General features: G+C 63.8%; 27 protein-coding genes. 13 read left to right on the top strand and 14 right to left on the bottom strand.

Annotation, left to right across the window (positions count from 1 at the left end):
- Nucleotides 1–70 precede the first annotated feature (70 nt).
- Genes mdcA through mdcH form a run of 8 tightly spaced genes read left to right on the top strand, consistent with a single transcriptional unit; the run spans nt 71 to nt 6796 of the window.
- The gene (mdcA, locus tag ACEN42_RS37580) at nt 71–1732 is read left to right on the top strand and encodes a malonate decarboxylase subunit alpha (RefSeq protein WP_371882626.1); all 1662 of its coding nucleotides are present in this window, start codon (nt 71–73) and stop codon (nt 1730–1732) included.
- A complete protein-coding gene (locus ACEN42_RS37575) occupies nt 1732–2622 on the top strand; it encodes a triphosphoribosyl-dephospho-CoA synthase (RefSeq protein WP_371882625.1) in 891 nt (296 codons plus the stop codon). Before mdcA ends, ACEN42_RS37575 begins: the two co-directional genes overlap by 1 nt.
- A gap of 8 nt (nt 2623–2630) precedes the next feature.
- Entirely contained in the window at nt 2631–2939 is a 309-nt protein-coding gene (locus tag ACEN42_RS37570; RefSeq protein ID WP_061118522.1) for a malonate decarboxylase subunit delta, read from the top strand.
- 5 nt (nt 2940–2944) lie between these two features.
- Nucleotides 2945–3796 carry a biotin-independent malonate decarboxylase subunit beta gene (locus tag ACEN42_RS37565; protein WP_371882624.1) on the top strand — a complete coding sequence of 284 codons (852 nt, stop codon included), beginning with the start codon at nt 2945–2947 and terminating at the stop codon, nt 3794–3796.
- Nucleotides 3793–4608 carry a biotin-independent malonate decarboxylase subunit gamma gene (gene mdcE, locus ACEN42_RS37560; protein WP_371882623.1) on the top strand — a complete coding sequence of 272 codons (816 nt, stop codon included), beginning with the start codon at nt 3793–3795 and terminating at the stop codon, nt 4606–4608. Before ACEN42_RS37565 ends, mdcE begins: the two co-directional genes overlap by 4 nt.
- Nucleotides 4609–4666: 58 nt before the next feature.
- On the top strand, nt 4667–5062 hold the full coding sequence (madL, locus tag ACEN42_RS37555; RefSeq protein WP_035498984.1) for a malonate transporter subunit MadL: 396 nt from the start codon (nt 4667–4669) through the stop codon (nt 5060–5062).
- A gap of 14 nt (nt 5063–5076) precedes the next feature.
- Nucleotides 5077–5844, top strand: coding sequence for a malonate transporter subunit MadM (gene madM / locus ACEN42_RS37550; protein ID WP_187603580.1), 768 nt, complete (start codon nt 5077–5079; stop codon nt 5842–5844).
- A gap of 22 nt (nt 5845–5866) precedes the next feature.
- Nucleotides 5867–6796, top strand: coding sequence for a malonate decarboxylase subunit epsilon (gene mdcH, locus ACEN42_RS37545; protein WP_371882622.1), 930 nt, complete (start codon nt 5867–5869; stop codon nt 6794–6796).
- A 4-nt stretch (nt 6797–6800) separates the two neighbouring features.
- On the opposite strand, the gene ACEN42_RS37540 is transcribed toward mdcH, so the two are convergent.
- Complete coding sequence (locus tag ACEN42_RS37540) at nt 6801–7715, bottom strand: LysR family transcriptional regulator (protein WP_035498987.1); 915 nt, start codon at nt 7713–7715, stop codon at nt 6801–6803.
- Nucleotides 7716–7922: 207 nt separating this feature from the next.
- Here ACEN42_RS37540 and ACEN42_RS37535 point away from each other — a divergent pair, with 207 nt between their 5' ends.
- The 3 genes from ACEN42_RS37535 to ACEN42_RS37525 all read left to right on the top strand — a co-directional run bounded on the left by ACEN42_RS37535 (nt 7923) and on the right by ACEN42_RS37525 (nt 10221).
- Nucleotides 7923–8828, top strand: coding sequence for a LysR family transcriptional regulator (locus ACEN42_RS37535; protein WP_371882621.1), 906 nt, complete (start codon nt 7923–7925; stop codon nt 8826–8828).
- 146 nt (nt 8829–8974) lie between these two features.
- Nucleotides 8975–9679, top strand: coding sequence for a glutathione binding-like protein (locus ACEN42_RS37530; RefSeq protein WP_371882620.1), 705 nt, complete (start codon nt 8975–8977; stop codon nt 9677–9679).
- An 83-nt stretch (nt 9680–9762) separates the two neighbouring features.
- Nucleotides 9763–10221 (top strand): DUF4437 domain-containing protein, encoded by a 459-nt coding sequence (locus ACEN42_RS37525; RefSeq protein ID WP_371882619.1) that lies wholly within the window; start codon nt 9763–9765, stop codon nt 10219–10221.
- 7 nt (nt 10222–10228) lie between these two features.
- Here ACEN42_RS37525 and ACEN42_RS37520 read toward each other — a convergent pair whose 3' ends face one another.
- The 10 genes from ACEN42_RS37520 to ACEN42_RS37475 are packed head-to-tail and all read right to left on the bottom strand — an operon-like array spanning nt 10229 to nt 19465.
- Nucleotides 10229–11245, bottom strand: a complete 1017-nt coding sequence (locus tag ACEN42_RS37520) for a branched-chain amino acid ABC transporter permease (RefSeq protein WP_371882618.1) — start codon at nt 11243–11245, stop codon at nt 10229–10231.
- 8 nt (nt 11246–11253) lie between these two features.
- The gene (locus ACEN42_RS37515) at nt 11254–12138 is read right to left on the bottom strand and encodes a branched-chain amino acid ABC transporter permease (RefSeq protein WP_035498991.1); all 885 of its coding nucleotides are present in this window, start codon (nt 12136–12138) and stop codon (nt 11254–11256) included.
- A gap of 15 nt (nt 12139–12153) precedes the next feature.
- Nucleotides 12154–12918, bottom strand: a complete 765-nt coding sequence (locus ACEN42_RS37510) for an ABC transporter ATP-binding protein (RefSeq protein WP_371882617.1) — start codon at nt 12916–12918, stop codon at nt 12154–12156.
- Nucleotides 12899–13669, bottom strand: coding sequence for an ABC transporter ATP-binding protein (locus tag ACEN42_RS37505; RefSeq protein ID WP_371882616.1), 771 nt, complete (start codon nt 13667–13669; stop codon nt 12899–12901). Before ACEN42_RS37505 ends, ACEN42_RS37510 begins: the two co-directional genes overlap by 20 nt.
- 10 nt (nt 13670–13679) lie before the next feature.
- Nucleotides 13680–14369: a DUF2848 domain-containing protein gene (locus tag ACEN42_RS37500; protein ID WP_250487300.1), complete on the bottom strand. Its 690-nt coding sequence runs from the start codon at nt 14367–14369 to the stop codon at nt 13680–13682.
- Between the two features lie 12 nt (nt 14370–14381).
- Complete coding sequence (locus ACEN42_RS37495) at nt 14382–15608, bottom strand: ABC transporter substrate-binding protein (RefSeq protein WP_371882615.1); 1227 nt, start codon at nt 15606–15608, stop codon at nt 14382–14384.
- Nucleotides 15609–15645: 37 nt separating this feature from the next.
- The gene (locus ACEN42_RS37490; protein WP_371882614.1) at nt 15646–16989 is read right to left on the bottom strand and encodes an amidase; all 1344 of its coding nucleotides are present in this window, start codon (nt 16987–16989) and stop codon (nt 15646–15648) included.
- Nucleotides 16990–16991: 2 nt separating this feature from the next.
- The gene (locus ACEN42_RS37485) at nt 16992–17378 is read right to left on the bottom strand and encodes a hypothetical protein (RefSeq protein ID WP_035498997.1); all 387 of its coding nucleotides are present in this window, start codon (nt 17376–17378) and stop codon (nt 16992–16994) included.
- A gap of 42 nt (nt 17379–17420) precedes the next feature.
- The gene (locus ACEN42_RS37480) at nt 17421–18902 is read right to left on the bottom strand and encodes a 4-hydroxyphenylacetate 3-hydroxylase family protein (protein WP_035498998.1); all 1482 of its coding nucleotides are present in this window, start codon (nt 18900–18902) and stop codon (nt 17421–17423) included.
- Nucleotides 18903–18934: 32 nt separating this feature from the next.
- Nucleotides 18935–19465, bottom strand: coding sequence for a flavin reductase family protein (locus tag ACEN42_RS37475; RefSeq protein ID WP_309882458.1), 531 nt, complete (start codon nt 19463–19465; stop codon nt 18935–18937).
- 241 nt (nt 19466–19706) lie between these two features.
- Between ACEN42_RS37475 and ACEN42_RS37470 the strand changes: the two genes are divergently transcribed.
- Nucleotides 19707–20918 carry an IscS subfamily cysteine desulfurase gene (locus ACEN42_RS37470; RefSeq protein WP_371882613.1) on the top strand — a complete coding sequence of 404 codons (1212 nt, stop codon included), beginning with the start codon at nt 19707–19709 and terminating at the stop codon, nt 20916–20918.
- A gap of 19 nt (nt 20919–20937) precedes the next feature.
- Here ACEN42_RS37470 and ACEN42_RS37465 read toward each other — a convergent pair whose 3' ends face one another.
- Nucleotides 20938–21480 carry a MarR family winged helix-turn-helix transcriptional regulator gene (locus ACEN42_RS37465; RefSeq protein ID WP_187603593.1) on the bottom strand — a complete coding sequence of 181 codons (543 nt, stop codon included), beginning with the start codon at nt 21478–21480 and terminating at the stop codon, nt 20938–20940.
- A gap of 80 nt (nt 21481–21560) precedes the next feature.
- Here ACEN42_RS37465 and ACEN42_RS37460 point away from each other — a divergent pair, with 80 nt between their 5' ends.
- Entirely contained in the window at nt 21561–22142 is a 582-nt protein-coding gene (locus ACEN42_RS37460; protein ID WP_371882612.1) for a hypothetical protein, read from the top strand.
- 14 nt (nt 22143–22156) lie between these two features.
- On the opposite strand, the gene ACEN42_RS37455 is transcribed toward ACEN42_RS37460, so the two are convergent.
- On the bottom strand, nt 22157–23470 hold the full coding sequence (locus tag ACEN42_RS37455; RefSeq protein WP_371882611.1) for an MFS transporter: 1314 nt from the start codon (nt 23468–23470) through the stop codon (nt 22157–22159).
- 54 nt (nt 23471–23524) lie between these two features.
- Nucleotides 23525–24343 (bottom strand): enoyl-CoA hydratase, encoded by an 819-nt coding sequence (locus ACEN42_RS37450; protein ID WP_371882610.1) that lies wholly within the window; start codon nt 24341–24343, stop codon nt 23525–23527.

The raw sequence follows: 24343 nt of genomic DNA, 5'->3' as shown, positions 1-24343 counted from the left end.
CATTCCGAAGCTGATTGAACGCGCCTCTCCCGCTCCCTAGACTCGCCTCAAGTCTTGAGCGAGAGTCCACATGTCCAGTCAAAGTCAGAGCCAGTCCCGCTGGGCCACGCGCCGCGCGGAGAAACATCGTCGGCTTGCGCGGGTTGCATCGATAGCGGACGGCATGGTGCTGCCCACCGAACGCATCGTCGATGTCCTGCAAGCGCTCGTCGCACCCGGCGACCGCGTGGTCGTCGAGGGAAACAACCAGAAGCAGGCGGATTTTCTGTCGCGTTCGCTTGCGAAGGTCGATCCGGAAGTCGTCCACGACCTGCATCTCATCATTCCGAGCGTGAGCCGCGCCGAACATCTCGATCTCTTCGAGCGCGGCATCGCAAGAAAGCTCGACTTCGCGTATGCCGGCGCGCAAAGCCTGCGCATCTCGCAGTTCCTTCAGGACGGCATCCTGGAGATCGGCGCGATTCATACCTACATCGAGCTGTATGCGCGGCTCTATGTTGACCTGACGCCGAACGTCGTGCTGTGCGCGGGCTACAAGGCGGATCGCGCGGGCAATCTCTATACCGGTCCGAGCACCGAGGACACGCCCTCGCTCGTCGAAGCCGCCGCGTTTCGCGACGGCATCGTGATCGCGCAAGTCAACGAGATCGTCGACGATCCGAAAGACCTGCCGCGCGTCGATATCCCCGGCTCGTGGATCGATTTCGTCGTGCAGGCCGACAAGCCCTTCTTCATCGAGCCGCTCTTCACGCGCGATCCACGTCTCATCACGCCGATCCAGGTCCTGATGGCGATGATGGCCATTCGCGGCATCTACGAGCGGCATCAGGTGCAGTCGCTCAATCACGGCATCGGCTTCAACACCGCCGCCATCGAACTGATCCTGCCGACCTACGGCGAAAGGCTCGGCCTCAAGGGCAAGATCTGCCGCCACTGGACGCTCAATCCGCATCCGACGCTGATCCCCGCGATCGAAACCGGCTGGGTCGAGAGCGTGCACTGCTTCGGCGGCGAGCTCGGGATGGAAGCGTATGTCGCGCAACGGCCCGACATCTTCTTCACCGGCCGCGACGGCTCCATGCGCTCCAATCGCACGATGTGCCAGCTCGCCGGGCAATACGCGGTGGACATGTTCATCGGCTCGACCTTGCAGATGGATGGCGCAGGCAATTCATCGACGGTCACGCACGGGCGGCTCACCGGCTTCGGCGGCGCGCCGAACATGGGCCACGATCCGCACGGCCGTCGCCACGCCACGCCCGCATGGCTCGATCTGCTGCAAACGGACAGCCCGCTCGAACGCGGCCGCAAGCTCGTCGTGCAAATGGTCGAGACGTTCCAGGCGGGCGGCCAGCCGACCATCGTTGAATCGATCGATGCCGTCGAGGTCGGCCGCGAGTCCGGCATGCCGCTCGCACCGGTCATGATCTATGGCGACGACGTCACGCACGTGCTGACCGAGGAAGGCATCGCGTATCTCTACAAGGCGCGCTCGCTCGAACATCGCAAGGAGATGATCGCGGCCGTCGCGGGCGTCACGCCTGTCGGCCTCAAGAGCGACGCAGGCAAGCTCGCCGCGCTGCGCCGCGACGGCTTCGTCGCGCTGCCCGAGGACCTCGGCGTCCATCGCGGCGAAGCGAGCCGATCGCTGCTCGCCGCGAAGAGCATGGCCGATATCGTCGACTGGTCGGACGGGCTGTACGAACCGCCCGCGCGCTTTCGGAGCTGGTAATGCGCGAGAACCTCGCTATGAACGCGGCGTGGCCGCTGCGCCGCGCGCCGGATCTGGCCGAACGTTTCGGCGCGCATGTGGTGCAAGCGCTGATCGATGAAGTCACGCTTGCGCCGAAACCCGGTCTTGTCGATATCCGCAGCCGCGGCGCGCATCGCGATCTCGACTGGAGCCTGATGTGCGTATCGGCGCTTGCATTGCAGCCGACGTTCGTCGAGCTGGCGCGCGCCGGCATCGACATCGAACCGATGCGTGCGCTGCGCGAGCGTATCGGCGCAATCGGACGCGACGGCGAAGCGCGCATGCTCGACGCGACCGGCGGCGTGAACACACATCGCGGCGCGATCTGGGCGCTCGGGCTGCTCGTGACCGCGGCGGCGCGCGAACCTCTGGAACTCGATCCGCGAGCCGTCGCGTCGCGTGCCGGCTCCATCGCTCGCGTGCAGGATCGCCACGCCCCGGCGATCACCGGCAACAAGGGCGAGCAGGCGTGCATCGACTACAACGTCGGCGGCGCGCGCGGACAGGCGCGAGCCGGCTTTCCGCATGTCGTGGATATCGCGCTGCCGGAACTCATGCGCTCGCGCGCACGTGGCGACAGCGAAACGGCTGCGCGCCTCAACGCATTGCTCGCCGTGATGGCGACGCTCGACGACACCTGCGTGCTCGCGCGCGGCGGCCGCGACGCGCTCGCCGAGATGCAGCACGGCGCGCGCTGCGTGCTCGAACGAGGTGGCGCCGCCGCGCTCGCGGGACGCCGCGAACTGAAGGCGCTCGACCGGCGGCTCGTCGAACTGCACGTATCACCCGGCGGCGCCGCCGATCTGCTCGCCGCAGCCCTCTTTCTCGACCGGCTTCAGGGCGAAGCCAATCAGCCGTCGAACGCATAGGAACACACATGGAAACCATCGTCCTCGAATTCCCGGCGGGGCAGCCCGCGCAAGGCCGCGCGCTCGTGGGCGTCGTCGCTTCGGGCGACCTCGAAGTGCTGCTCGAAGCGAACGCTGCGAATCGCACGGTCGTGAACATCACGACCTCCGTCGACGGAAAAGGCCGACTCTGGCAAGCAGTGCTTGAACGCATTTTCGGCGACGGCTCGCTGCCCGCCGCGAAACTCGAAATCAACGATTCGGGCGCGACGCCGGGCGTCGTGCAGATGCGCATCGGGCAAGTCTTCGAACAACTGAAATCAACCGGCGGAGCGTGACGATCATGGATACACAGCAACTGCTCGAACGCCAGAGCTTCATCGAGCTCGATGCGCGCAGCCGCGCAAAAAGGCTCCTCGACCAAGGCACCTTCAGCGAACTGCTCGATCCGTTCCAGCGCGTCACGTCGCCGTGGCTCATGCGCCAGGGCATCGTCACGCAGGCCGACGACGGCATGGTGGTCGCGAAGGGCGCTATCGACGGGCAGCCCGCCGTCGTGCTCGGCATCGACGGCGGATTCCAGGGCGGCAGCATGGGCGAGGTGTCGGCGGCGAAGATCGCGGGCAGTCTCGAACTCGCGGCCGAGGACAACCGCAACGGCATTCCGACGCGCGCGGTGATCCTCTTCGAAACGGGCGGCGTGCGCCTGCAGGAAGCCAATCTCGGGCTCGCGGCGATCGCCGAGATTCACGCGGGCATCGTCGACTTGCGGCGCTACCAGCCGGTGATCGGCATCACGGCCGGACCGATCGGCTGCTATGGCGGCATGTCGATCGCGGCGGGGCTGTGCAGCTATCTGATCGGCACGCGCGAGGCGCGCCTCGGCCTCAACGGCCCGGCGGTCATCGAACAGGAAGCAGGCATCGCCGAATTCGATTCGCGCGACCGTCCGATGATCTGGAGCTTCACCGGTTGCGAGCAACGGCATCGCACGGGCCTCGTCGATGACTACGTCGCCGACGACGCCGATGCGATTCGCGCGGCCGTCATCGACCTGTTTCGCGCGGGGCGGCCCGACGCATGCCGCAGCGAACGCGTCGCGGGATTCCTCGCGCGCTTGTCCGAGGTCGATCCGGGCGTGCAGGCCACGCCCGAACAGGCAGTCGCCATCTACGGCAAGGGGTTTCAGTCATGAGCACACAAGAGCTTTCGAAGCGCGGGGCGGTCTGGCTCGACGCGCTCACGTACAGCGCGCCGTTGCAGCCCGGATATCCGCCGTCCGTGCGTGTCGCCGATGCGCGGCTGGGCGAGCATCGCGCGCGCTACATCGCCGTGGTGCCCGATCCGGACAATCCGTTTCCGCGTGCGCGCAGCGGCGAGGTCGGGCTCGTCGAGGCGTGGGAACTCGCGCGGGCGGTGCGCGAAGTCATCGCGGCCGACAAGGCGCACGACGAGAAGCGCGCGATCGTCGCGGTCATCGATGTCGCGAGTCAGGCGTATGGACGGCGCGAAGAAGCGTACGGCATTCACCAGGCGCTCGCCGGTGCCGCGGATGCTTACGCCAGCGCACGGCTCGCGGGTCATCCGGTGATCGGGCTGATCGTCGGGCGCGCGATGTCGGGGGCGTTTCTCGCGCATGGCTATCAGGCCAACCGGCTGATCGCGCTCGCCGATTCGCAGGTCATGGTTCATGCGATGGGCAAGGAATCGGCCGCTCGGGTCACGCTGCGCTCGGTCGCGGATCTCGAAGCGTTCACGGCGCGCGTGCCGCCGATGGCCTACGACATCGACAACTATGCGTCCCTCGGATTGCTGTGGAAGCTCCTGAGCGTAGGCAACGCCGATGCGCCCAGCCGCGCCGATCAGACAGCCGTCGAGAAGTCCCTGCACGCCGCCTTCGACGACATTCGCCGCGACCCTTCGCGCGGGCTGGAAAGCCGCCTCGGCAGCGAGCATCGTGCTGCTTCCTCGACGGTGCGGCGCAAGTTGCGGGAGCAGTGGCGCTAGAACCCGCCTTGCGCAGCGGCTCGCTGGGAACCAATAAATTCATTAACGGAGACACGACATGATCATCTACGGAACCGCCCTCCTGGCGTTCTGCCACCTGGCAGGACTCTTTCTCGGCGATTTGCTCGGCGTTGCCATCGGCGTGAAGACGAACGTCGGCGGCGTCGGCATCGCCATGTTGCTGCTGATTTTCCTGCGCCTCTATCTGCACAAGAAGGGCTGGCTGCCGAAGGAGACCGAAGCGGGCGTGGGCTTCTGGGGCGCGATGTATATCCCCGTCGTCGTCGCGATGGCGGCGAACCAGAACGTTGTCGCCGCGCTCAAGGGCGGTCCCGTCGCGCTGTTGTCGGCGCTGGGCGCTGCCGCTGTCTGCGCGGGCTGCATCGCCGTTCTTTCCCGCACCGGTCACGACAGCACGTCGTTCGTGAGCGCCCCGCACCTCGAAGAAATCTGAAGCAGGAGACAGCCATGCTGCATATGCTCGACAAGATTTTGATCCAGAACGGCCTCGTCACGTCGTTCTTCCTCGTGGGCCTCATCATGTGGGTGTCGTCGCTGATTTCGCGCAAGCTGACCTTCGGGCGCGTGCACGGCTCGGCGATCGCGATCGTCATCGGCCTCGTGCTCGCCTACATCGGCGGCGCGTTCACCGGAGGACAAAAAGGTCTCGCGGACCTGCCGCTCTTCACCGGCGTCGGCCTGATGGGCGGTGCGATGCTGCGCGACTTCGCCATCGTCGCGACCGCGTTCGAAGTGCAGGCGACCGAAGCGCGCAAGGCGGGGCTGATCGGCGTGGTGTCGCTGCTGCTCGGGACGGTGCTGCCGTTCATCGTCGGCGCGAGCATCGCCCATGCGTTCGGCTACACGGATGCGGTCAGCATGACGACCATCGGTGCGGGCGCGGTCACGTATATCGTGGGTCCGGTGACGGGCGCGGCGATCGGCGCGAGCTCGGATGTGATCGCGCTCAGCATCGCGACGGGTCTCATCAAGGCGATCATCGTGATGATCGGCACGCCGATCGCGGCGGGCTTCATGGGGCTGAAGACGCCACGTTCCGCGATGATCTTCGGCGGGCTGGCCGGCACGGTGAGCGGCGTGAGCGCGGGACTGGCCGCAACCGACCGTCGGCTCGTTCCCTACGGCGCGCTGATCGCGACCTTCCATACGGGCGTCGGCTGCCTGCTCGGACCGTCGCTCTTGTTCTTCGCGACCAAGGCGCTGATGGGCGCGTGATGCGCCGGGGAGATGCAGCATCATGAGCGTGCTATTCACGTTCCCCGGCCAGGGCTCGCAGCGCGCCGGCATGCTGCATGCGCTGCCGGCGCACACGGAAGCCGCCCGCACGCTCGAAGAAGCCAGCGACGTGCTCGGCTACGACGTGCAGTCCATCGACGACGCGGCAGCGCTTCGCTCGACCGTCGCCGTGCAGCTTTGTCTGTTGATCGCGGGCGTCGCTCAGGCGCGCGTCCTTCGGGCCAGCGGTAACGAGCCCGACATGGTGTCCGGACTGTCGATCGGCGCGTATCCCGCCGCCGTGATCGCCGGCGCCCTCGCTTACTCCGACGCCATCAGGCTCGTCGCCTTGCGCGGCCAGTCGATGGAGCGCGCCTATCCGGGCGGCTACGGAATGACTGCGATCGTCGGCATGACGCAACGAGCGCTCGAACGGCTGATCGCGCAAGTGCACGGCGATGTCTTCCTCGCGAACATCAACACGGAAACGCAGATGGTCGTCGCTGGCAGCGATGCCGCGATGCAACGTCTGTCCACGCTTGCCATCGAGCAAGGCGCTCAACGTTGCGAGCGTCTCGATGTCGCGGTGCCGTCGCATTGCACTTTGCTCGATGCGCCCGCCGCCGCCCTCGCCGATGCATTCGCCCACGTCGACGTGCGCGCGCCGCGTATCGTGTATCTGAGCAGCAGCGCCGCGCGGCCGCTTTTCGACGGTACGCGCATCGCCGCCGATCTTGCCGGCAATATGGCGCGGCCGGTGCGCTGGCACGACGCGATGAGACTCGCGTGGGAGCGCGGCGCGCGTCTGGCGATCGAGATGCCGCCCGCAAACGTCCTGACGCGGATGGCCAGCCCGCTTTTCGCGGAGGGCGTCGCGGTGAGTTGCAGCGAGACCTCGCTGACGGACCTCGGCGCGCTCGTCGAGCGCGAAAGGACACGCGACGAACGCTGAAGGGTCAACCGGCGCTTCTCGTGCGCAGACGGCAGACGGCCATCAGCGCGAGCAGGTTCGGGTCGCGCTCGCGCGCGCGCAGGAAGCTCACGCCGATAGTCTGGCGCATCAGGTACTGCGGCTTGAGCGGAATGAATTGCACCTTGTCGCCGAAGACGCCGCGCACGCGCCCGGGCAAAAGCGTGTAGCCGACGCCGCCGCTCACGAGGTTCATCAGCGAGAAGATATCGCCGGTGCGCATCGTCACGTTCGGCGTGAAGTCGGCGACGCGAAATGCCTCCACGAAACCGTGATAGGTCGCAAAGCCCTCGCCGAGCGAAACGAATGCTTCGTCGCGGCAGTCCCGCAGATCGACTGCTTCCTGATTTGCGTAGGCGGAACCCGCCGGTGCGGCGAAGAAAATATCGTCTTCGAAAAGGGGGATGGATTCGATCTCGGGTTCGGCATCCGGCACCGCCATCAGAGCCGCATCGATTTCGCCCCGCTTCAGTTTGTCGACCAGTTCCACATTCGGACCGAGCACCAGTTCGACGTGCAATGTCGGCCGGCGCACCTTGATATCGACGACGATGCCGGGCACGGTCTTGATGGTCAGCGAATACAGCGAGCCGATCCTGAGCCGGTCTGACGAATAACCCGCCGCCTCGCGTGTCGCGCGAATGCCGTCGGACATCAGCGTCATCACCTCTTGCGCCACGTCGGCGAGCATCTGCGCCGCTTCGGTCGACTTGAGATTGCGGCCCTCGTGACGGAACAGCGCGCATCGCACGCCTTGCTCGAGCGAGTGCAGCGCGCGGTGCACGCTGACCGTGCTCACGTTCAGCGCTTCGGCCGCCTTCGCCAGATTGCCCGTCTCCATGAATGCGAGCAGGACTTCGAGCTTGCGGAAGGTGATCTCATCGTCGATTCGGTCGCGCATCTTGGTTCATCGAGTGGTCGAATGTCCTGATTATCGCCTCGCAATCGCGTTGGACGAATAGCGTTTATCCCTCAACGCGTTGTTGTTAGTCCTGCGGTACGCCCGCTTCCCCTATCATTGCCTATCGTTCATCGAGTATCCGCCCATCCGCCGGGACTCGAAAGCGCACGGCATCTGCCTCGATTCTTCTTTCGGGTCGCGTCGAATATGGACAAACTTCACGCTATGGCGACTTACGTGACGGTCGTCGAAACAGAAGGTTTTTCTTCGGCGGCACGCAAGCTCCAGGTCTCGACATCCGTTATCAGCCGTCTGGTCAACGATCTCGAGGAGCATCTCGGTGTGCGCCTTCTGAACCGCACGACGCGCATCGTCCGAACGACGGATGCCGGCGCCGCATTCTTCGATGAATGCCGCCGCGTTCTCGCGACCGTGGAGGCGGCGGAACTCGCCGCGGCCGGCGCGCGCACGTCGCCGCGAGGCCAGTTGACGGTGACCGCGCCCATCGTTCTCGGCAATACCCATGTGACGCCGATCGTCCAGGAATATCTCGCGCGATATCCGGATGTCATCGCGAGCTGCTGGTTTCTGGACCGAACCGTGAATCTGGTCGACGAGGGCGTCGACGTTGCGATCCGTATCGGCGATCTGCCCAATTCTTCCCTTCAGGCAATCTCGGTGGGCAAGGTTCGCAGCCTTCTTTGCGCGTCGCCGGCCTATCTCCAGGCACGCGGCGAGCCGCAAAAGCCCGAGGACCTCACGTCACATGTGACGATCCAGTCGCTTCCTTCGACGCCATCGCCCGAATGGCGCTTTCGCGTGGACGGCAAGCCCATCGTCGTGCCCATCCAGCCACGCCTGATCACGACGACAAACGACTCGGCGATGTCGGCTGCGATGTCCGGACTGGGAATCGTGTGCCTGCTGTCCTGTCAGATCGCACCCGCGCTGGCGGCAGGAAAGCTGCAAGTCGTGCTGCCGGAGCACGAGCTGGCCACGCTTCCCATTAACGTCGTGCATCGCGAGGGCAGACACGTCAATCAAAAGGTGCGCGTATTCGTCGATCTGGCGGTGGAAACCTTGAGGGCCGACACCGCACTGTGGTACGCATAGCCGACGCGCGCAGCCTCAACTTTCGCGTTTCGCGAAAGATCCTTTCGGGCTAGCCCTGTTTCTCACCTTCCGGCCACGGCACATACTGGGCGCCATCAATCGCACCAACCGTGTGATCCCCCGTATGAACAGTGAGAAATCCCATCATGAACACAGCAGCGAACGCAACTGCCGCCGGCGTCGACTTCTATTACTGGCCGACTCCCAACGGTCAGAAGGTCGCCATTTTCCTCGAAGAGGCGCTGGTGAATTACCGGGTTCACCCCGTCGATATCGGCAAGGGTATTCAGTTCACGCCTGAATTCGCGAAGCTTTCCCCAAACAATCGGATGCCTGCCATTGTCGACCGTGAACTCGATGTGTCGATCTTCGAGTCCGGGGCGATTCTTCTGCACCTCGCCGAGAAAACGCGCCGGTTCATTCCGGCGAACCCACAGGGTCGCGTTGAAGTCTTGCAATGGCTGTTCTGGCAGGTGGCCGGCCTCGGCCCGATTCTGGGCCAGACAGTGTTCTTCCGAAACTATGCGTCGGAAGCGCAGCCGCTCGCGATCGACCGGTTCAGTAAAGAAGCAAAGCGCCTCTACGCAGTTCTGAACAAGCGCCTGGCCGATCGGGAATATATTGCGAACGAGTATTCGATTGCCGATATGGCCGCTTTCCCGTGGGCTTTGCAGTACGCCGCGCAGGGAATAGCCCTGGATGAGTTTCCCCATGTCGCCCGCTGGCTGGATCGAGTCGGCAATCGACCTGCCGTGAAACGCGCATACGCGCTGGGTGAAGAGATCCGTCCTTCGCAATTGACGGATGAGCATCGCAAACAACTGTACGGTCAGCAAACGCAAAAAGCCTGAACACACGGCGCCGGGGTTCTATCTCCGGGCCGAAATTCTTCGCAGCAAACGATAGATTCGACAACATCCTAAAGGAATCCGAAATGTCATTCGCAACCAAAGCCAAACGACTCGCAGCGGCAGCAGCATTTCTCGCGGCAATCCCCGTACTTGCAGCAGCGGCCGGCGACAAAGCCGATCTTTACGCCGATACATCGAAGGTCGTTCCAGTAACCGAGTTGAAGTTCTACCAGAACAAGGAAGGTCTGACCACCGCGAACGGCTGGGGCGACCCGGCGTCCAGTGCTCACAGCAACTACATCAAGATGGCTGGCGGCACCGCCAGCGGCGTGCATACGCACACCTACTCGTATTACGGCGTCGTCATTGCTGGCGTCGTCGCCAATGAAGCTCCCGGCTCGAGGCAGGATCATCCGCTTGCGCCCGGCTCGTACTGGTATCAGAAAGGCGGCGAACAGCACGTGACGAAGTGCATCTCGCAAACCGAGTGCATCTTCTTCGTCACGTCCAAGGGTCCGTTCGATTATCTGCCTGCCAAGTAACGACAACTCAGGTACTGTCGTGGCTGACCAGATGCGCGGGCAAGCGTCCGCTTTCACGGTCACGACGACCGTACCACTGAGCCAACTCCCCCACGATGCCGCGCCGGAACAGCAGCACGCAGGCGACAAACATGATCCCGGTCACGATGCTGACCGATTCGCCCAGCCCCTGAAACCACGCGATATGCGTAAGCTCCGCGAGCCACGTGCCGAACGCGGCCAGCTTCGTTTCGAGCCCGACGACGATCACCGCGCCGACCGCCGGACCGAACCGCGTGCCGAGACCGCCCAGCAGAGTCATGAGAATCACGGTGCCCGACATCGTCCAGTGCACGTCGGACAGCGTGGCGAAGCCGAGCACGAGCGTCTTCATCGCGCCCGCGAGGCCCGCACAAGCAGCCGATATGACGAACGCCAGCAGCTTGAAGCGATCGACGTCGTAGCCGAGCGAAACCGTGCGCGCCTCGTTCTCCTTCAGCGCGCCGAGAATCCGGCCGAACGGCGAATCGATCACGCGGCCGATGAACGCGAACGCCATCGCACCGATGGCCAGCACGACGTAGTAGAGCGTCAGGTCGTCGTCCAGCGGGAGCACGCCGAAGAGCCGCCCGCGCGGCACGCCCTGCATGCCGTCCTCGCCGCCCGTGAACGGCGCCTGCACGCAGAAGAAGTAGATCATCTGCGCGAGTGCGAGCGTGACCATCGCAAGATAGATGCCCTTGCGGCGAATCGCGAGCAAGCCCATCACGAGGCCGAGCGCGGCCCCAGTGCCCGCGCCGAGCAGTAACGCGGCTTCAGGCGGCAAACCGTGATCGCGCAACGCGCTGCCGGCGACGTAGGCCGCGACGCCGAAGAACGCCGCATGACCGAACGATAACAGGCCGACATAGCCGAGCAGCAGATTCAGCGACGTGGCGAACAACGCGAAGCACATGAGCTTCATCATGAAGACCGGATACGCGCCGAGCCACGGCGCGGCGGCGAGGACGGCCAATGCGACGACGAATGCGAAGCGGTTATGCATGAGACACCTCATTTCGATTGACCGAAGAGCCCGGCGGGACGCACGAGCAGAACCAGCGCCATGACGGCGAACACCACGGTCGCCGACGCCTCCGGATAGAACAGCTTCGTCAGGCTTTCGAGGATGCCGAGCGCGAGACTCGTCAGCACCGATCCGGCGATCGAACCCATCCCACCGATCACGACGATCGCGAACACGGTGATGATCACGCTCTGCCCCATCAGCGGCGACACCTGCATGACCGGCGCGGCGAGCACGCCCGCGAACGCGGCGATCGCAACGCCGAAGCCGTAGCTCAGCGACACCATGCGCGGCACATCGACGCCGAACGCCGCGACGAGGCGCGGGTTCTCCGTCGCCGCGCGCAACAGCGCGCCGAGTTGCGTGCGCTCGATCGCCCACCACGCCGCCCCGCACACGGCGAGCGATGCGACGACGACCCATGCGCGATACGCGGGCAGCATCATGAAGCCGAGATCGACGGCGCGCGCGAGGCTATCGGGCGCGGCGTACGACATCCCCGAGACGCCGTAGACGGAACGCGACAGCCCCTCGAAGATCAGCGTGACGCCGAGCGTGAGCAACAAGCCGTACAGATGATCGAGCTTGTAGAGACGACGCAGCATCGAACGCTCGACCAGTACGCCGACCGCACCCACCGCCAGCGGCGCGATGACGAGCATCAGCCAGTAATCGAAGCCGAAATAATTCGTGCCCATCCACGCGAACAGCGCGCCGAGCATGAAGAACGCGCCGTGCGTGAAATTGATCACGTTCAACAGGCCGAAGATGAGAGACAGGCCGAGGCTCAGCACGGCATAGAAGCAACCGTTCATCAGACCGAGGACGAGCTGGCCCGATACCGCCTGCAGCGGCATACCAAAGAATTCCATGACGTTTCGCTCCGGTCAGATGTTGAGCAGCGCTTGCAGCGTGGCCGTTTTCTCGGGAAGACGAGCCGACTCGAAGGCATCGACGATGCGTCCGTGCTCCATCACATAGAAGCGATCGGCGAGCGGCGCGGCGAAGCGAAAGTTCTGCTCGACGAGCAGAATCGTGAAGCCCCGCGACTTCAGCAACCTGATGACGCGCGCGAGCGTCTGCACGATCACCGGCGCGAGCCCTTCGGAGATTTCATCGAGGAGAAGAATATCGGCGCCCGTGCGCAGAATGCGCGCGATCGCGAGCATCTGCTGCTCGCCGCCCGACAGACGCGTGCCCTGACTCGCGCGACGCTCGGCCAGGTTCGGGAACATCGCGTAGATTTCTTCGAGCGGCATCGGCGTGCCCTTCGCGTCCGGAAGACGCGGCGGCAGCAACAGATTCTCTTCGCACGAGAGCCCCGCGAAGATGCCGCGCTCCTCCGGGCAATAGCCGACGCCGAGGCGCGCCACGCGCTGCGGCTCGTGGCCGATCGTCTCGCGTCCGTCGATGCGGATCGAGCCGCTGCGCCGATCGGTCAGGCCCATGATCGCCTTCAGCGTCGTGCTGCGGCCCGCGCCGTTGCGCCCGAGCAGCGTGACCACTTCGCCGCGCGCCGCGCGCAGGTCCACGCCATGCAGAATATGCGATTCGCCGTACCACGCTTCGAGGCCCGCGACACGCAGCGCGTCTTCGCATGTCGCCGTGTCGATGCCGGCATCATCCGGCGCTTCAATGTGCGAGCGATTCATTTTCGGTCCCCATGTACGCTTCCTTCACTTGCGGGTTCGCGGAGACGGAAGCGTAATCCCCTTCCGCCAGAATCTCGCCACGCTGAAGCACCGTGATCGTGTCCGCGATGCTCGACACCATCTTCATGTTGTGCTCGACCATCAGGATCGTCCTTCCGCTCGATACCTTTTTGATGAGCGCCGTCACGCGATCGACGTCCTCGTGTCCCATGCCCTGCGTCGGTTCGTCGAGCAGCATCAGCACAGGATCCATCGCGAGCGTCGTGGCGATTTCGAGCGCGCGCTTGTGGCCGTATGACAGCTCGACGGTCTTCACATCGGCGTATGCGGCGAGGCCGACCTCGCCGAGCAAATCGAGTGCGCGTTCCCGCAGACGCGTCAGCATCGCGCTGCTTTTCCAGAAGCGAAACGACACGCCGAGCGGCCGCTGCAAGGCGATGGTCACGTTCTCGACCGGCGTCAGATGCGGGAACACCGCCGATATCTGGAACGAGCGGATCACGCCCTTGCGCGCGATCGCCGCAGGCGCGGCGCGCGTGATCTCGCGGTCATCGAAAAAGATCTGTCCCGAAGTCGGCGTCAGGAACTTCGTCAGCAGGTTGAAGCATGTGGTCTTGCCCGCGCCGTTCGGTCCGATCAGCGCGTGGATCGTGCCTCGCCGCACACGAAGATCGATGCCCTTGACGGCCGTGAAGCCGTTGAACTGCCTGGTTAAACCCTTTGTCTCCAGAATCATCTCTGCATGCGTCATCGCGCTCTCCTCAGCCCATCACCGGCAGCGTCTCGATCTCATAAGCGTGCCGCAGCGCGCGCCCGAGCACCGGGTCTTCGAGCACGGTCTCGAAGCGCTGCGCCGGGCGAATTCCGCCGATGGCCGCCAGCGTGCCGCAGAGCATCGCGGTGCCATCGACGAACTCGCCGCCGCGTTGCGCGAACTGGTCGAGCAAGTCCTGCGGCGAGCGCATCGCGGTTACCTTGCCGTCCTGATAGAGCACGCGCTCGCCGTCGATCGTCGCGTACGAACGCAGGAGCAACGCATCCCAGTGATCCGCCACGTCGCTCAACCGCCACAGCGTGTTCGAGCACGGCTTGTCGCACATCTGCTTCGACACGGTGATGCCATAGGCCTCGACCTGCCGGTCCGTGTGATCGGAAGCCACGCCGACGAACACTTCGCCGCCGTCCTTCACCAGCACGAATTCCGCTTCGCCGCTGCTCTCCTCGCCCGAGACCTGCATCGTCGATGCAGGCCCGAAGCGATCGGCCGCCACGCGATAGAACACCGGCGTATAGGCAGGCCTTTTGATGCCCAGTTCTTCGAGCTCGCGGATGTGCTTCTCCATCGCTTCGGTGTCGCGTCCGGTCCAGCCCGCGATGACGAGCGTGTCGATTGAAATGGCGCGCTCGACACTGCCGTCGCGCGTTTCGATGTTGAATGTGATGGCCTTCATCAGTGTCTCCGTTTATTTCGATGCAGCGACTTTGCCGCCGACCAGCGGGCAACGGCTCGCGCCGAGCGGCGCATAAGCGTCCTGCGCTGAAATGGTCTGTTTGATCGCGTAGTAATCCCAGGGCTTCTTCGACTGCTCCGGGCTCTTGACCTCGGCGATGTACATGTCGTGCACCATCAATCCGTCCGCGCGGATCACGCCGTTGGTCGCGAAGAAGTCGTTCACGGGCGTCTTGCGCATCTGCGCGAGCACGGCGTCGGATGCATCGGTGCCGCTCGCCTGCACGGCCTTCAGGTAATGCAAAGTCGATGAATAGACGCCCGCCTGAATGAAGGTCGGCATGCGGCCTGTTTTCGCGTAGAAGCGCTGCGACCATGCGCGGCTCGCATCGTCGCGGTCCCAGTAGAAAGGCGTCGTCAGCATCATCCCTTGCGCGGACTTGAGGCCGAGACTGTGAACATCGCTGATGAACATCTGCAGACCCGCGATCTTCTGCTTGCCCGGCGCGTTGATACCGAATTCGCGCGCGGTCTTGATCGCGTTGACGGTATCCGCGCCCGCGTTGGCGAGACCGATCACCTTCGCATGCGAAGCCTGCGCCTGCAGCAGATTCGAGGAGAGGTCCGCGGCGTGCATCGGATGCTTCGATTCGCCGAGCACCTTGCCGCCCGTCGCGTTCAACGCCGCCGCCGAATCGCTTTTCAGCGACGCGCCGAGCGCATAGTCGACGGTCAGGAAGTACCACGAGTCGTCGCCCGCGCGCGCCATCGCCTTGACGAGGCTCGTGGTCAGCGCATAGGTGTCGTACGAATACTGGATCGTGTATGGCGAACACGCCTCGTTGCTGAGCTTCGTCGTGCCCGCGCCGCTCGCGATCGCGATCTTGTGCTTCTCCTTCGCCACGTTCGACACGGCAAGCGCAACGGACGACGGCAGCAGGTCCTGCACCATGTCGACCTGTTGATTGTCGAACCATTCACGTGCGACGGTCGCGGCGACATCGGTCTTGTTCTGATGATCCGCGCTGATCACCTTGACCGGCGCGCCGAGCACCTTGCCGCCGAAATCATCGACGGCCATCTGCGCCGCCACGACCGAGCCTTTTCCGCCGATATCGGAAAAGATCGACGACATGTCGGTGAGCACGCCGATCTTCACCACGCCGTCGCTGATGCCGGCCGCGTTCGCTGTCATCGCGACGGCGGCGCACACCGCGGTGCACGCGAATTGTCTGTACATGGAAGTCTCCTGATATGTATTTGTTAAGCAGCCCGCTTCATTGCGGACGTACGACCGACTCGACACCGATACCCATCGCGAGCAACTGGCGATCGCTCATGTGCCTGCCCATCAACATCAGTCCCACGGGCGCGTCGCCGCTCGCGTGGCACGGAATCGACAGCGAACATAGATCGAGCATGTTGGCGATCGACGGATTGCGCAGCAGCAAGCGATTCGTCGATGTGTACGCGGGCTCTTCGTCGAGGTCCGCGATACGCGGCGCGACGATCGGCACCGTCGGGCAGACGATGGCGTCGAAGGGACGCAACTCATCGTCGGCCTGACGGCATAGCTGCGCACGCAACGCCCGATTGCGCAAATACTCCGCGGTGCTGTGCTCGCTGCCGAGCCGGATGCGGGCGATCACGCGCGGGTCGTAATCGTCGGCATGACGCTTGATGAGTCCGACATGCCACGCCCACGCTTCAGCCGCGACGAGCCCGCCGTGCTGAGCGATCGTCGCAAGCTGCTGCCAGCTCTCGAACGAGACTTCGCGCACGATCGCGCCCGCCGCCGTCAGACGTGCAATCGCGCGCTCGAACGCAGCGGCGACGTGTGCGTCCATGTCGTCGAGCACGATGGTCTTCGGTATGGCGAGCCGCAGCCCGCTCAACGGCAGCGGCGGAATCGCCGCTGGTTCCGTGTCGCCCGCCATGATCGAATCGAGCGCGGCGCAGCACGCGACGCTTTGCGCGATGGAACCGATCGAGTCATAGCTCGACGACAACGGCACCGCGCCTTCGAGCGGGATGCGCGCGGCCGTCGGCTTGAAGCCCGCGAGACCGCACAACGCCGCGGGAATCCGGCACGAGCCGCCCGTATCCGAGCCGATCGCGGCAGCGGCCATGCCATCGCTCACCGACACAGCCGCGCCCGACGACGATCCGCCGGGAATCCGCGCGCCATCGCGGTCGAACGGATTCGCGGGTGTGCCGTAGTGCGGATTGATGCCGAGGCCCGAGTACGCGAACTCGGTCATGTTGGTGCGCCCGACGAACACCGCGCCCGCCGCACGCAATCTGCCGATCGCGACGGCGTCGCGCGTAGCGGTCTGCTCCGGAAGGACCAAGCTGCCGGCGCGCGTGATTTCGCCCTGCACGTCGAACAGATCCTTCACCGAGACGGGAATGCCCGAGAGCGGACCCGCGACGCCATGACGGCGCAGCGCATCGCTCGCCGTCGCCTGCGTTTTTGCCGCGGCGCTCACGCCGTGCGGAAAGACGCGCTTTCCTTCGCCCGAGTCATCGCCGATACGTTCGATGCATGACGCGAGAAGCGACGCGGCATCGATACGGCCATCGGCGAGTTGGGCACGCAAAGAATCGAGAGCGGGCAGCATGATCAGGCCGGATCGTAGTAATGCACTTCGAGCAGCACGCAACCGCCGTTCGACTTGAACGGGCCATGCCACGCGCCCGGCGGGCGCACCGCGTAGGTGTAGCCCTCGAAGGGCTTGCCGCCCTCGCCTTGCTCGTCATTGCCGACGGTCAGATCGCCTTCGACGAGAAACACTTCTTCCCAGTAGTCGTGGACGAACGGCTTCGTCGTGTACATGCCGGCGGGAAGGCGCAGCAATCGCGTGCGGCTGCCGCGCTTGTTGCCGGTATCGAGCGCGCCGGAAAGGATCAGCTCCTGTGCGCCCGAACCGGGCGCGTAACCCTCCGGCAACTGCCAGCCGTCGGCCATGTCGAGTCCGTGAAACTCGTCGTGAAGTTTGTTGATAGCCATGTGTTTCTCCAGTGGGGAAGCGTTGATTGCGTCGAGTCGGTCTCAGGCGGCCTGGCGCGTCTTCGCCAGTTCCGAATCGAGCGAATAGCTCGACAACATGGTGTCGACGAGACCCGTCGCGCGGCGCCAGTCGTAGCTGCGATACGCATGGCCCTTCGTCACGAAGGACGCGCCCGCATAGAACAGCTCATACTGGTTGTGACGCGAGGCGAACTCCGAGCCGACCGCGTCCCACGCGAGCTTGAAGAACTTCACGCGTTCCTCCGCGCTGCAGATGGGCGACTTCTGCGTCTTCTCGATAATGCGTGCGAGGTCCGGGTTCTCGAAGTCGTGCACGCTCGAAGGCAGCATGATCATTCCGCCGCCCGCGAGCTCGCGCAGCGTCGTGAGGATCTTCGAATAGAGCTGTTGCGTGAGCACCTGCGAGCTGTACAGCATGTTGCGGTCGGGCACGTAGTAGCCGTTGACCACGCTGCCTTTCGCTTCCATGCCGTACACATAGGCCTCGACCATCGATGCTTCCGATGCGAGCTGCCCCAGCGTTTCGCGCACTTGCGGAAACGCATTCGTGCCGTTGATTTCCGAAATGCGCAGACCGAGGCCGACGAGAAAGCGCAGCTTCGTCATCAGGCGCACCTGACATTGATAGTTCTGGTAGACGTGCGCGGGCGTCACATGAAACTGCTTCGCGCACATCGCCACATCGCCGGCGACGAAGATACGTTCCCACGGCACCTTGACGTCGTCGAAGTACAGCACCGCGTCGTTCTCGTCGTAGCGGCTCGACAGCGGGTTGTCGAACACGGATTGCGCGTGCTCCTCGTACGACTTGCGCGACATCACCTTCATGCCCTTCGCGTTCATCGGAATCGCAAAGGACAGCGCGTACATCTCGTCGCCTTCACGCAGCGGCTGAATGCAGCTACAGAAAACTTCGTTCGCCATGATGCCGCTCGTCGCGAGCATCTTCGCGCCACGTACCGTGATGCCTTCCGCGTCCTGATCGACGATGCCGACCGCCAGATACTTGTCCTCCTGCTCATGCGCCGACTTCGACTGATTCGCCTGCGGATTGACGATCACGTAAGTCAGGAAGAGATCGTTGTCGCGAGCGTACTTGTAGTAGTCGCGCAGCGCGCCGGCGCGTGCCGGGTCGTATTGCTCGAACAGATCGATGCCCATGACCATGCCCGAGATGCACGACGCGACGTGATCCGGCGAGCGGCCCATGAAGCCGAAATGCAGTTCCGTCCACGCTTCGAGCGCGATGCGTCGCTCGACGAGTTGCTCGTAGGAGGTCGGCAGCTCCCAGATGCGGCTCACGCGATTGCCCGAATCGGGCGATACGAACGTCATCTTCTCGACGTTTTCCGGACGCGCCTGGTAGTCGTACAGATTCGCGTAGCTGCGAATCGAGTTGCGGAACGCGGGATGCGTGGTGACGTCGCCGACCGCCTTGCCGTCGAGATAGACCTGACGTCCGTCGCGCAATGACGCAATGTGTTGAGTGCCGTTCTTGATCATGATGTTCTCCAGAAATGAGTTCGTCCGCCGTTTCAGGCCGACGCTGCTTGAACGCCGTTGAGCGTGTGATAGCGGCCGCCGAAGAAAATGAGCGGACGTCCTTGCGAGCGTGTTCGATGACGAATCACGCGGCCGACGAAGATCACGTGATCGCCGCCGTCGTATTGCGCATAGGGCTCGCATTCGAAGGTCGCGAGCGTGTCGGGAAGCAGGACCGGCTCGCGGCACGGGTTCGTGGCGGCATCGCGCCAGCCCCACTTGTCGCCGTTGGCCTTAGCGAAGCGATTCGACATGTCCTGCTGCGATTCTTCGAGCACGTTGACCGCGTAGCTGTTTGCCACGCACAGATCGGCGAGGCTCAGACTGCGGCGGTCCACCGAAAACAGAATCAGCGGCGGATCGAGCGACACCGAATTGAACGACGCGACCGTCATGCCGATCGGCGCGCCCTCATCTCTCGGCGCCGTGATGACCGCGACGCCCGTGGCGAACATGGACAATGCGGACCGGAACTGACGCTGCGTTTCCGGATCGCTGCCCGGCCGTACGATGCTGTCCTTCATCTCGTTCTCCTTCGCGCCGCTGCTCGCGACGCCTTCATCGGACCCAACAAAGCATTTGTTTTTAGCTTTGTTGCATAGCTTTTATTACATGACAACAGAACGAGCTGTTCAAGCTATCGTTTACCCTCGGCTAAAAAGCTTTGTATGAAAGACAACCCTACTCGATGAATGGGTGTTGGCCCGAAGAAGCGAGCGTCCGGGCTACACTGCGGCCAACTTCCATTACGAGGGAACACGATCAATGACTGCACGTCCCGTCTACATGGACTACAGCGCGACGACGCCGGTCGATCCGCGCGTGGTCGAGAAAATGATTCCGTACCTTTACGAGCGCTTCGGAAATCCCGCTTCGCGCAGCCACGGCTACGGCTGGGAAGCGGAAGAAGCAGTGGAGAATGCGCGCCGGCATGTGGCCGGTCTGCTGCGCGCGGACCCGCGGGAAATCGTCTGGACTTCCGGCGCGACCGAAGGAAACAATCTCGCGATCAAGGGCGCGGCGAACTTCTACAAGGGACGCGGCCGCCATATCGTGACGGTGAAGACCGAGCACAAGGCCGTGCTCGATACGTGCCGCGAACTGGAGCGGCACGGGTTCGACGTCACGTATCTGGAGGTCGGGCAGGACGGACTGCTCGACATCGCCGCGTTACGCGCGGCTTTGCGCGCCGATACGGTCCTCGTCTCGGTCATGATGGTCAACAACGAAACCGGCGTGATACAGCCGGTCGCTGAAATCGGCGCGATGTGCCGGCAGAAAGGCATCGTGTTTCATTGCGATGCGGTGCAGGCGGCGGGCAAGATCGACATCGACGTCGCTGCGCTCAACGTCGATCTGCTGACGGTGACCGCGCATAAGGTCTATGGCCCGAAAGGCATCGGCGCACTGTATGTGCGGCGCAGGCCGCGCGTGCGCATCGAGGCGCAGATGCACGGCGGCGGACACGAACGCGGCATGCGCTCGGGCACGCTGCCGACTCATCAGATCGTCGGCATGGGCGAGGCGTTTCGGCTCGCGAAGGAAGAGATGGAAGCGGAAAGCCGGCGCGTCGGCGCATTGCGCGACCGGCTGCTTGCGGGGCTTCTGGAGCTGGATGAAGTCTATGTCAACGGCGATCTGACACAGCGTATCGCGCACAATCTGAACGTCAGCTTCGCGTTTGTCGAAGGCGAGTCGCTCATCATGGGGATCAAGGGTGTCGCGGTGTCGTCGGGATCGGCGTGCACGTCGGCGTCGCTGGAACCGTCATACGTGTTGCGCGCGCTCGGACGCAGCGATGAACTGGCGCACAGCTCGATTCGCTTCACGCTCGGCCGCTTCACGACCGAAGCGGAAGTGGACCAGGTGATCCGGCAGGTTCAGGAGACCGTGATCAGGCTGCGCGCGCTGAGCCCGCTGTGGGACATGCATCTCGAGGGCGTCGATCCGAACTCGATTCAATGGGCCGCGCACTAGTCATGCCCTGCGCCGCGCGTCACGACTTTTCCTGTCGCGCAATCAGATGCGACAGATCGAGCGTCGCGCGGTCGCCATTGGCGACGAGCCTGTCGACGACCGAGCACAGCGCCCTGAATTCGGTCTTCGTCACGCCTTCGAACAGCACGTTGTTGATGTGCTGCTGCGTCGCGGCCAGTTCGCGAAGCAGCTTCACGCCGTTCGATGTCACGGTAAGGCGCATCTTGCGCTTGTCGTGCGGGTCCGAACGCTTGTCGATATAGCCGAGCTTCTTGAGCTTGCCCGTTTCGATGGTGACAAACGCCCCGCTCAGATGCAGATGGTCCGCGAGCCGGTTCACCGTGACCGATTCGCCATGCGAGAGATGCGACACGGAGACGAGCAGCGAATACTGGATGCCGGTCAGGCCGATGATCGTCCCGAAGCCATCGCGCACGGACAAAAGCCGCGCCGCGAACGGCAGGAGGCCATTGATCAGATGGCGGAATTCCGTGTCTGTCCCGTCGACGAGGCACGCTGGATTGGTAATCGTCAGAGCGGATTCGTCGATCTGTTTCGGCATGACACTCAAACTCCCGGATGCTAATGCAGTTACCTTTTAAAGGTAATTATACGGCAAAGCTTAACAAACGAGATTCAGCCATGAACCCTGCAATTTCGACGTCTTCCGCGCGCTCGCTTCTTGAATGCTATATCCGTGCGAAGGACGAGAACCAGCCTGCGTTGATCTTCGATTGCTTCGCCGACGATGCCGAGCTGACGTTTTCGATCGCAACCGATGCAATCGATTTTCCCCGCAGCGTGAGCGGCGCACACGGGATCGCAAAGACGCTCGTCGCCGACTTCGGCGAACGGTTCGACCGGTGCCGTACCTATTACGTCTGTACCGCGCCCGAACTGGATCACGACGGCATCTGCACGATGCCTTGGCTAGTCGCGATGCGGCAGAAGGACAATGAAGCGCTGCGGCTCGGCAAGGGCACGTACAGGTGGCGCATTGCGCGCATGGCCGATGGGTCCGAGCGAATCGCCGGGCTGCATATCGCCATCGAGCGCATGGACGTGATCGACGATCCGGGCGCGGTGAAGCTGCAAGAGTTACAGGACGCGCTGACTTATCCGTGGCTGGCGGAAGCCACGTTGGCGCAGCGCGCGGCACCGCTACTGGCAAGGTATCTGGATACCGACCTTGCGGCCGCCATGCAGCATCACGTCCCGCAATGAACGACAGGCAGCCCTCAACGGTTCACCACATCCGCCGGAACCCAACGCAGAATCATCATCGACGCGATCAGCAGGCAGCCCGATACGACCATCAGTCCGACGGCAAGAGAATGCGTCGTTCCATGAAGCCAGCCGAGCAAAGCCGGCCCGACGAAGCTCGCGAGGTTGCCCGTCGAATTGATCAGCGCGATGCCCGCCGCCGCGCCCGCGCCGCCGAGGAATGACGAAGGCAGCGCCCAGAACATCGGCAGCGATGTGATGATGCTCGCGGTCGCGATGGTGAGGCCGATCATCGCGATCAGCGGTTCGTGGCCGCCGAACGCGCACAGCAGGAAGCCGGGAACCGAGAGCAGCACGGGCACGACCGCATGCCAACGGCGCTCGCGCATGCGGTCCGAACTGCGCCCCGCGTAGATCATGCCGATGAGCGCGGCAAGATAGGGAATCGTCGCGAGCAGGCCGATCATCAGCGGGTCCTTCACGCCTGAGTTACGGATGATCGTCGGCTGAAAGAAGCCGATCGTGCTCGTGCCCATCACGATGAAGAAGAGGATCGCGCACAGCAGCCAGACGCGGCCGCCCGTGAGGCCGTAGCGAATCGAGGTATGCGTGCGTGCGGCCGCATCGGCTGCGATCACGGCGCTCGCGACGGCGCGTTCGCCGGCATCGAGCCAGCGCGCATCGGCGACCTTGTCGGTCAGAAAGAAGTACACCACGAGCCCGAGCAACGCGGCGGGCGCGGCTTCCAGAAGAAACAGCCATTGCCACGCGGCCATGCCGTGCCAGCCGTTCATCGCGTGAAGAATGTAGCCGGAAACCGCGCCGCCGATGATGCCCGACACAGGGTTGCCCGCCATCAGGATCGCGACCATCCTGCCGCGCCGATGCGCCGGAAACCACTGGCTCAGATAGAGCAGAATACCCGGCAAAAAGCCGGCTTCGGCGACACCCAGCAGAAAGCGCAACACGTAGAACTGCGTCGTCGAGTGCGTCCAAGCCATCGCCGCCGACATGATCGCCCACGTCACCATGATGCGTCCGATCCAGCGCCGCGCACCCACGCGATGCAGGATCAGATTGCTCGGCACCTCCGCCATGAAATAGCCGATGAAGAAAATGCCCGCGCCGATGCCGTACGCCGCATCGCTGAAACCGAGATCGTTCAGCATCGTCAGCTTGGCGAAGCCGACGTTCACGCGATCGAGATACGCCACGACGTAGCAGATGAACAGCAACGGCATGAAGCGCCACGCGATCTTGCGAAAGACGGCATCGCCCGAGCGCGTGTTTTCTGCGGGCAGCGTGCCCGCGTTCAGGTCCAGATCCATTTCCGTGTCTCCTTGGTTGGCTCTGTCGGCCATGATCGTGTCGGATGTTCGCGTTCAGGCGCCGGTGAATCGCGCCGGACGACGTTCGATGAAATGCGCCACGCCTTCCGTGAAATCCTCGCTCTGGATGCTGTAGAACATCTCGCGATTCGCCAGCTTGATGGCTTCGCCGAGCGTCTGAAACGGCGCCTCGCCAAGCTGCTGCTTCATGATGCGGATCGAGCGCGGCGAGACGTTCGTCGCGAGATCGTCGGCGTAGGCGATCGCTTCGGCAAGCAGATCGTCGTGCGGGACGATGCGCTCGACAAGACGCATTGCGAGCGCTTCGTCCGCGCTCACCTTGCGCGCGGAATAAAGCATGTCGGCCGCGTGTCCCGGCCCGACGACGCGCGGCAGCATCCACGCGATGCCATGCTCGGCGATCAATCCGCGCTTCGCGAACGCCGTCGAGAAAATGGCCTTGTCGCTGGCGAAACGGACATCGCTGTAGATCGCGAACACGAGGCCGAGCCCGGCGGCCGCGCCGTTGATCGCACTGATGACCGGCTTCTTCACGCCCATGAAATATGAATAACGGCTCTGAAAATCGGCGCGGCGGTTCATGTCGTAGGGGCGCATCCATTCGGCCGCGCGAATGTCTTCGGGCGGCAGGACTTCGAGTTCGGCGATATCCATGCCCGCGCAGAACGCGCGCCCGTTGCCCGTCAACACAATGGCGCGCACGGCGTCGTTCCGGTCGAGCGTATCGAAGGCCTCGCGCAATTGCGCTTCCATCACCTTGGTCAATGCATTCATCTTGTCCGGACGATTGAACGATACGACCGCGACCTGCTCACGCGCGCCCGCGCGGGTGATTTCGATTTGCTGATCCAT

It is taken from the genome of Caballeronia sp. S22 (assembly GCF_964261745.1).
In the GTDB taxonomy this organism is placed as follows: Bacteria; Pseudomonadota; Gammaproteobacteria; order Burkholderiales; family Burkholderiaceae; genus Caballeronia; species Caballeronia jiangsuensis.
The sequence above is the reverse complement of the archived record's forward strand: the minus strand, read 5'-3'. Positions and strand labels throughout refer to the sequence as shown.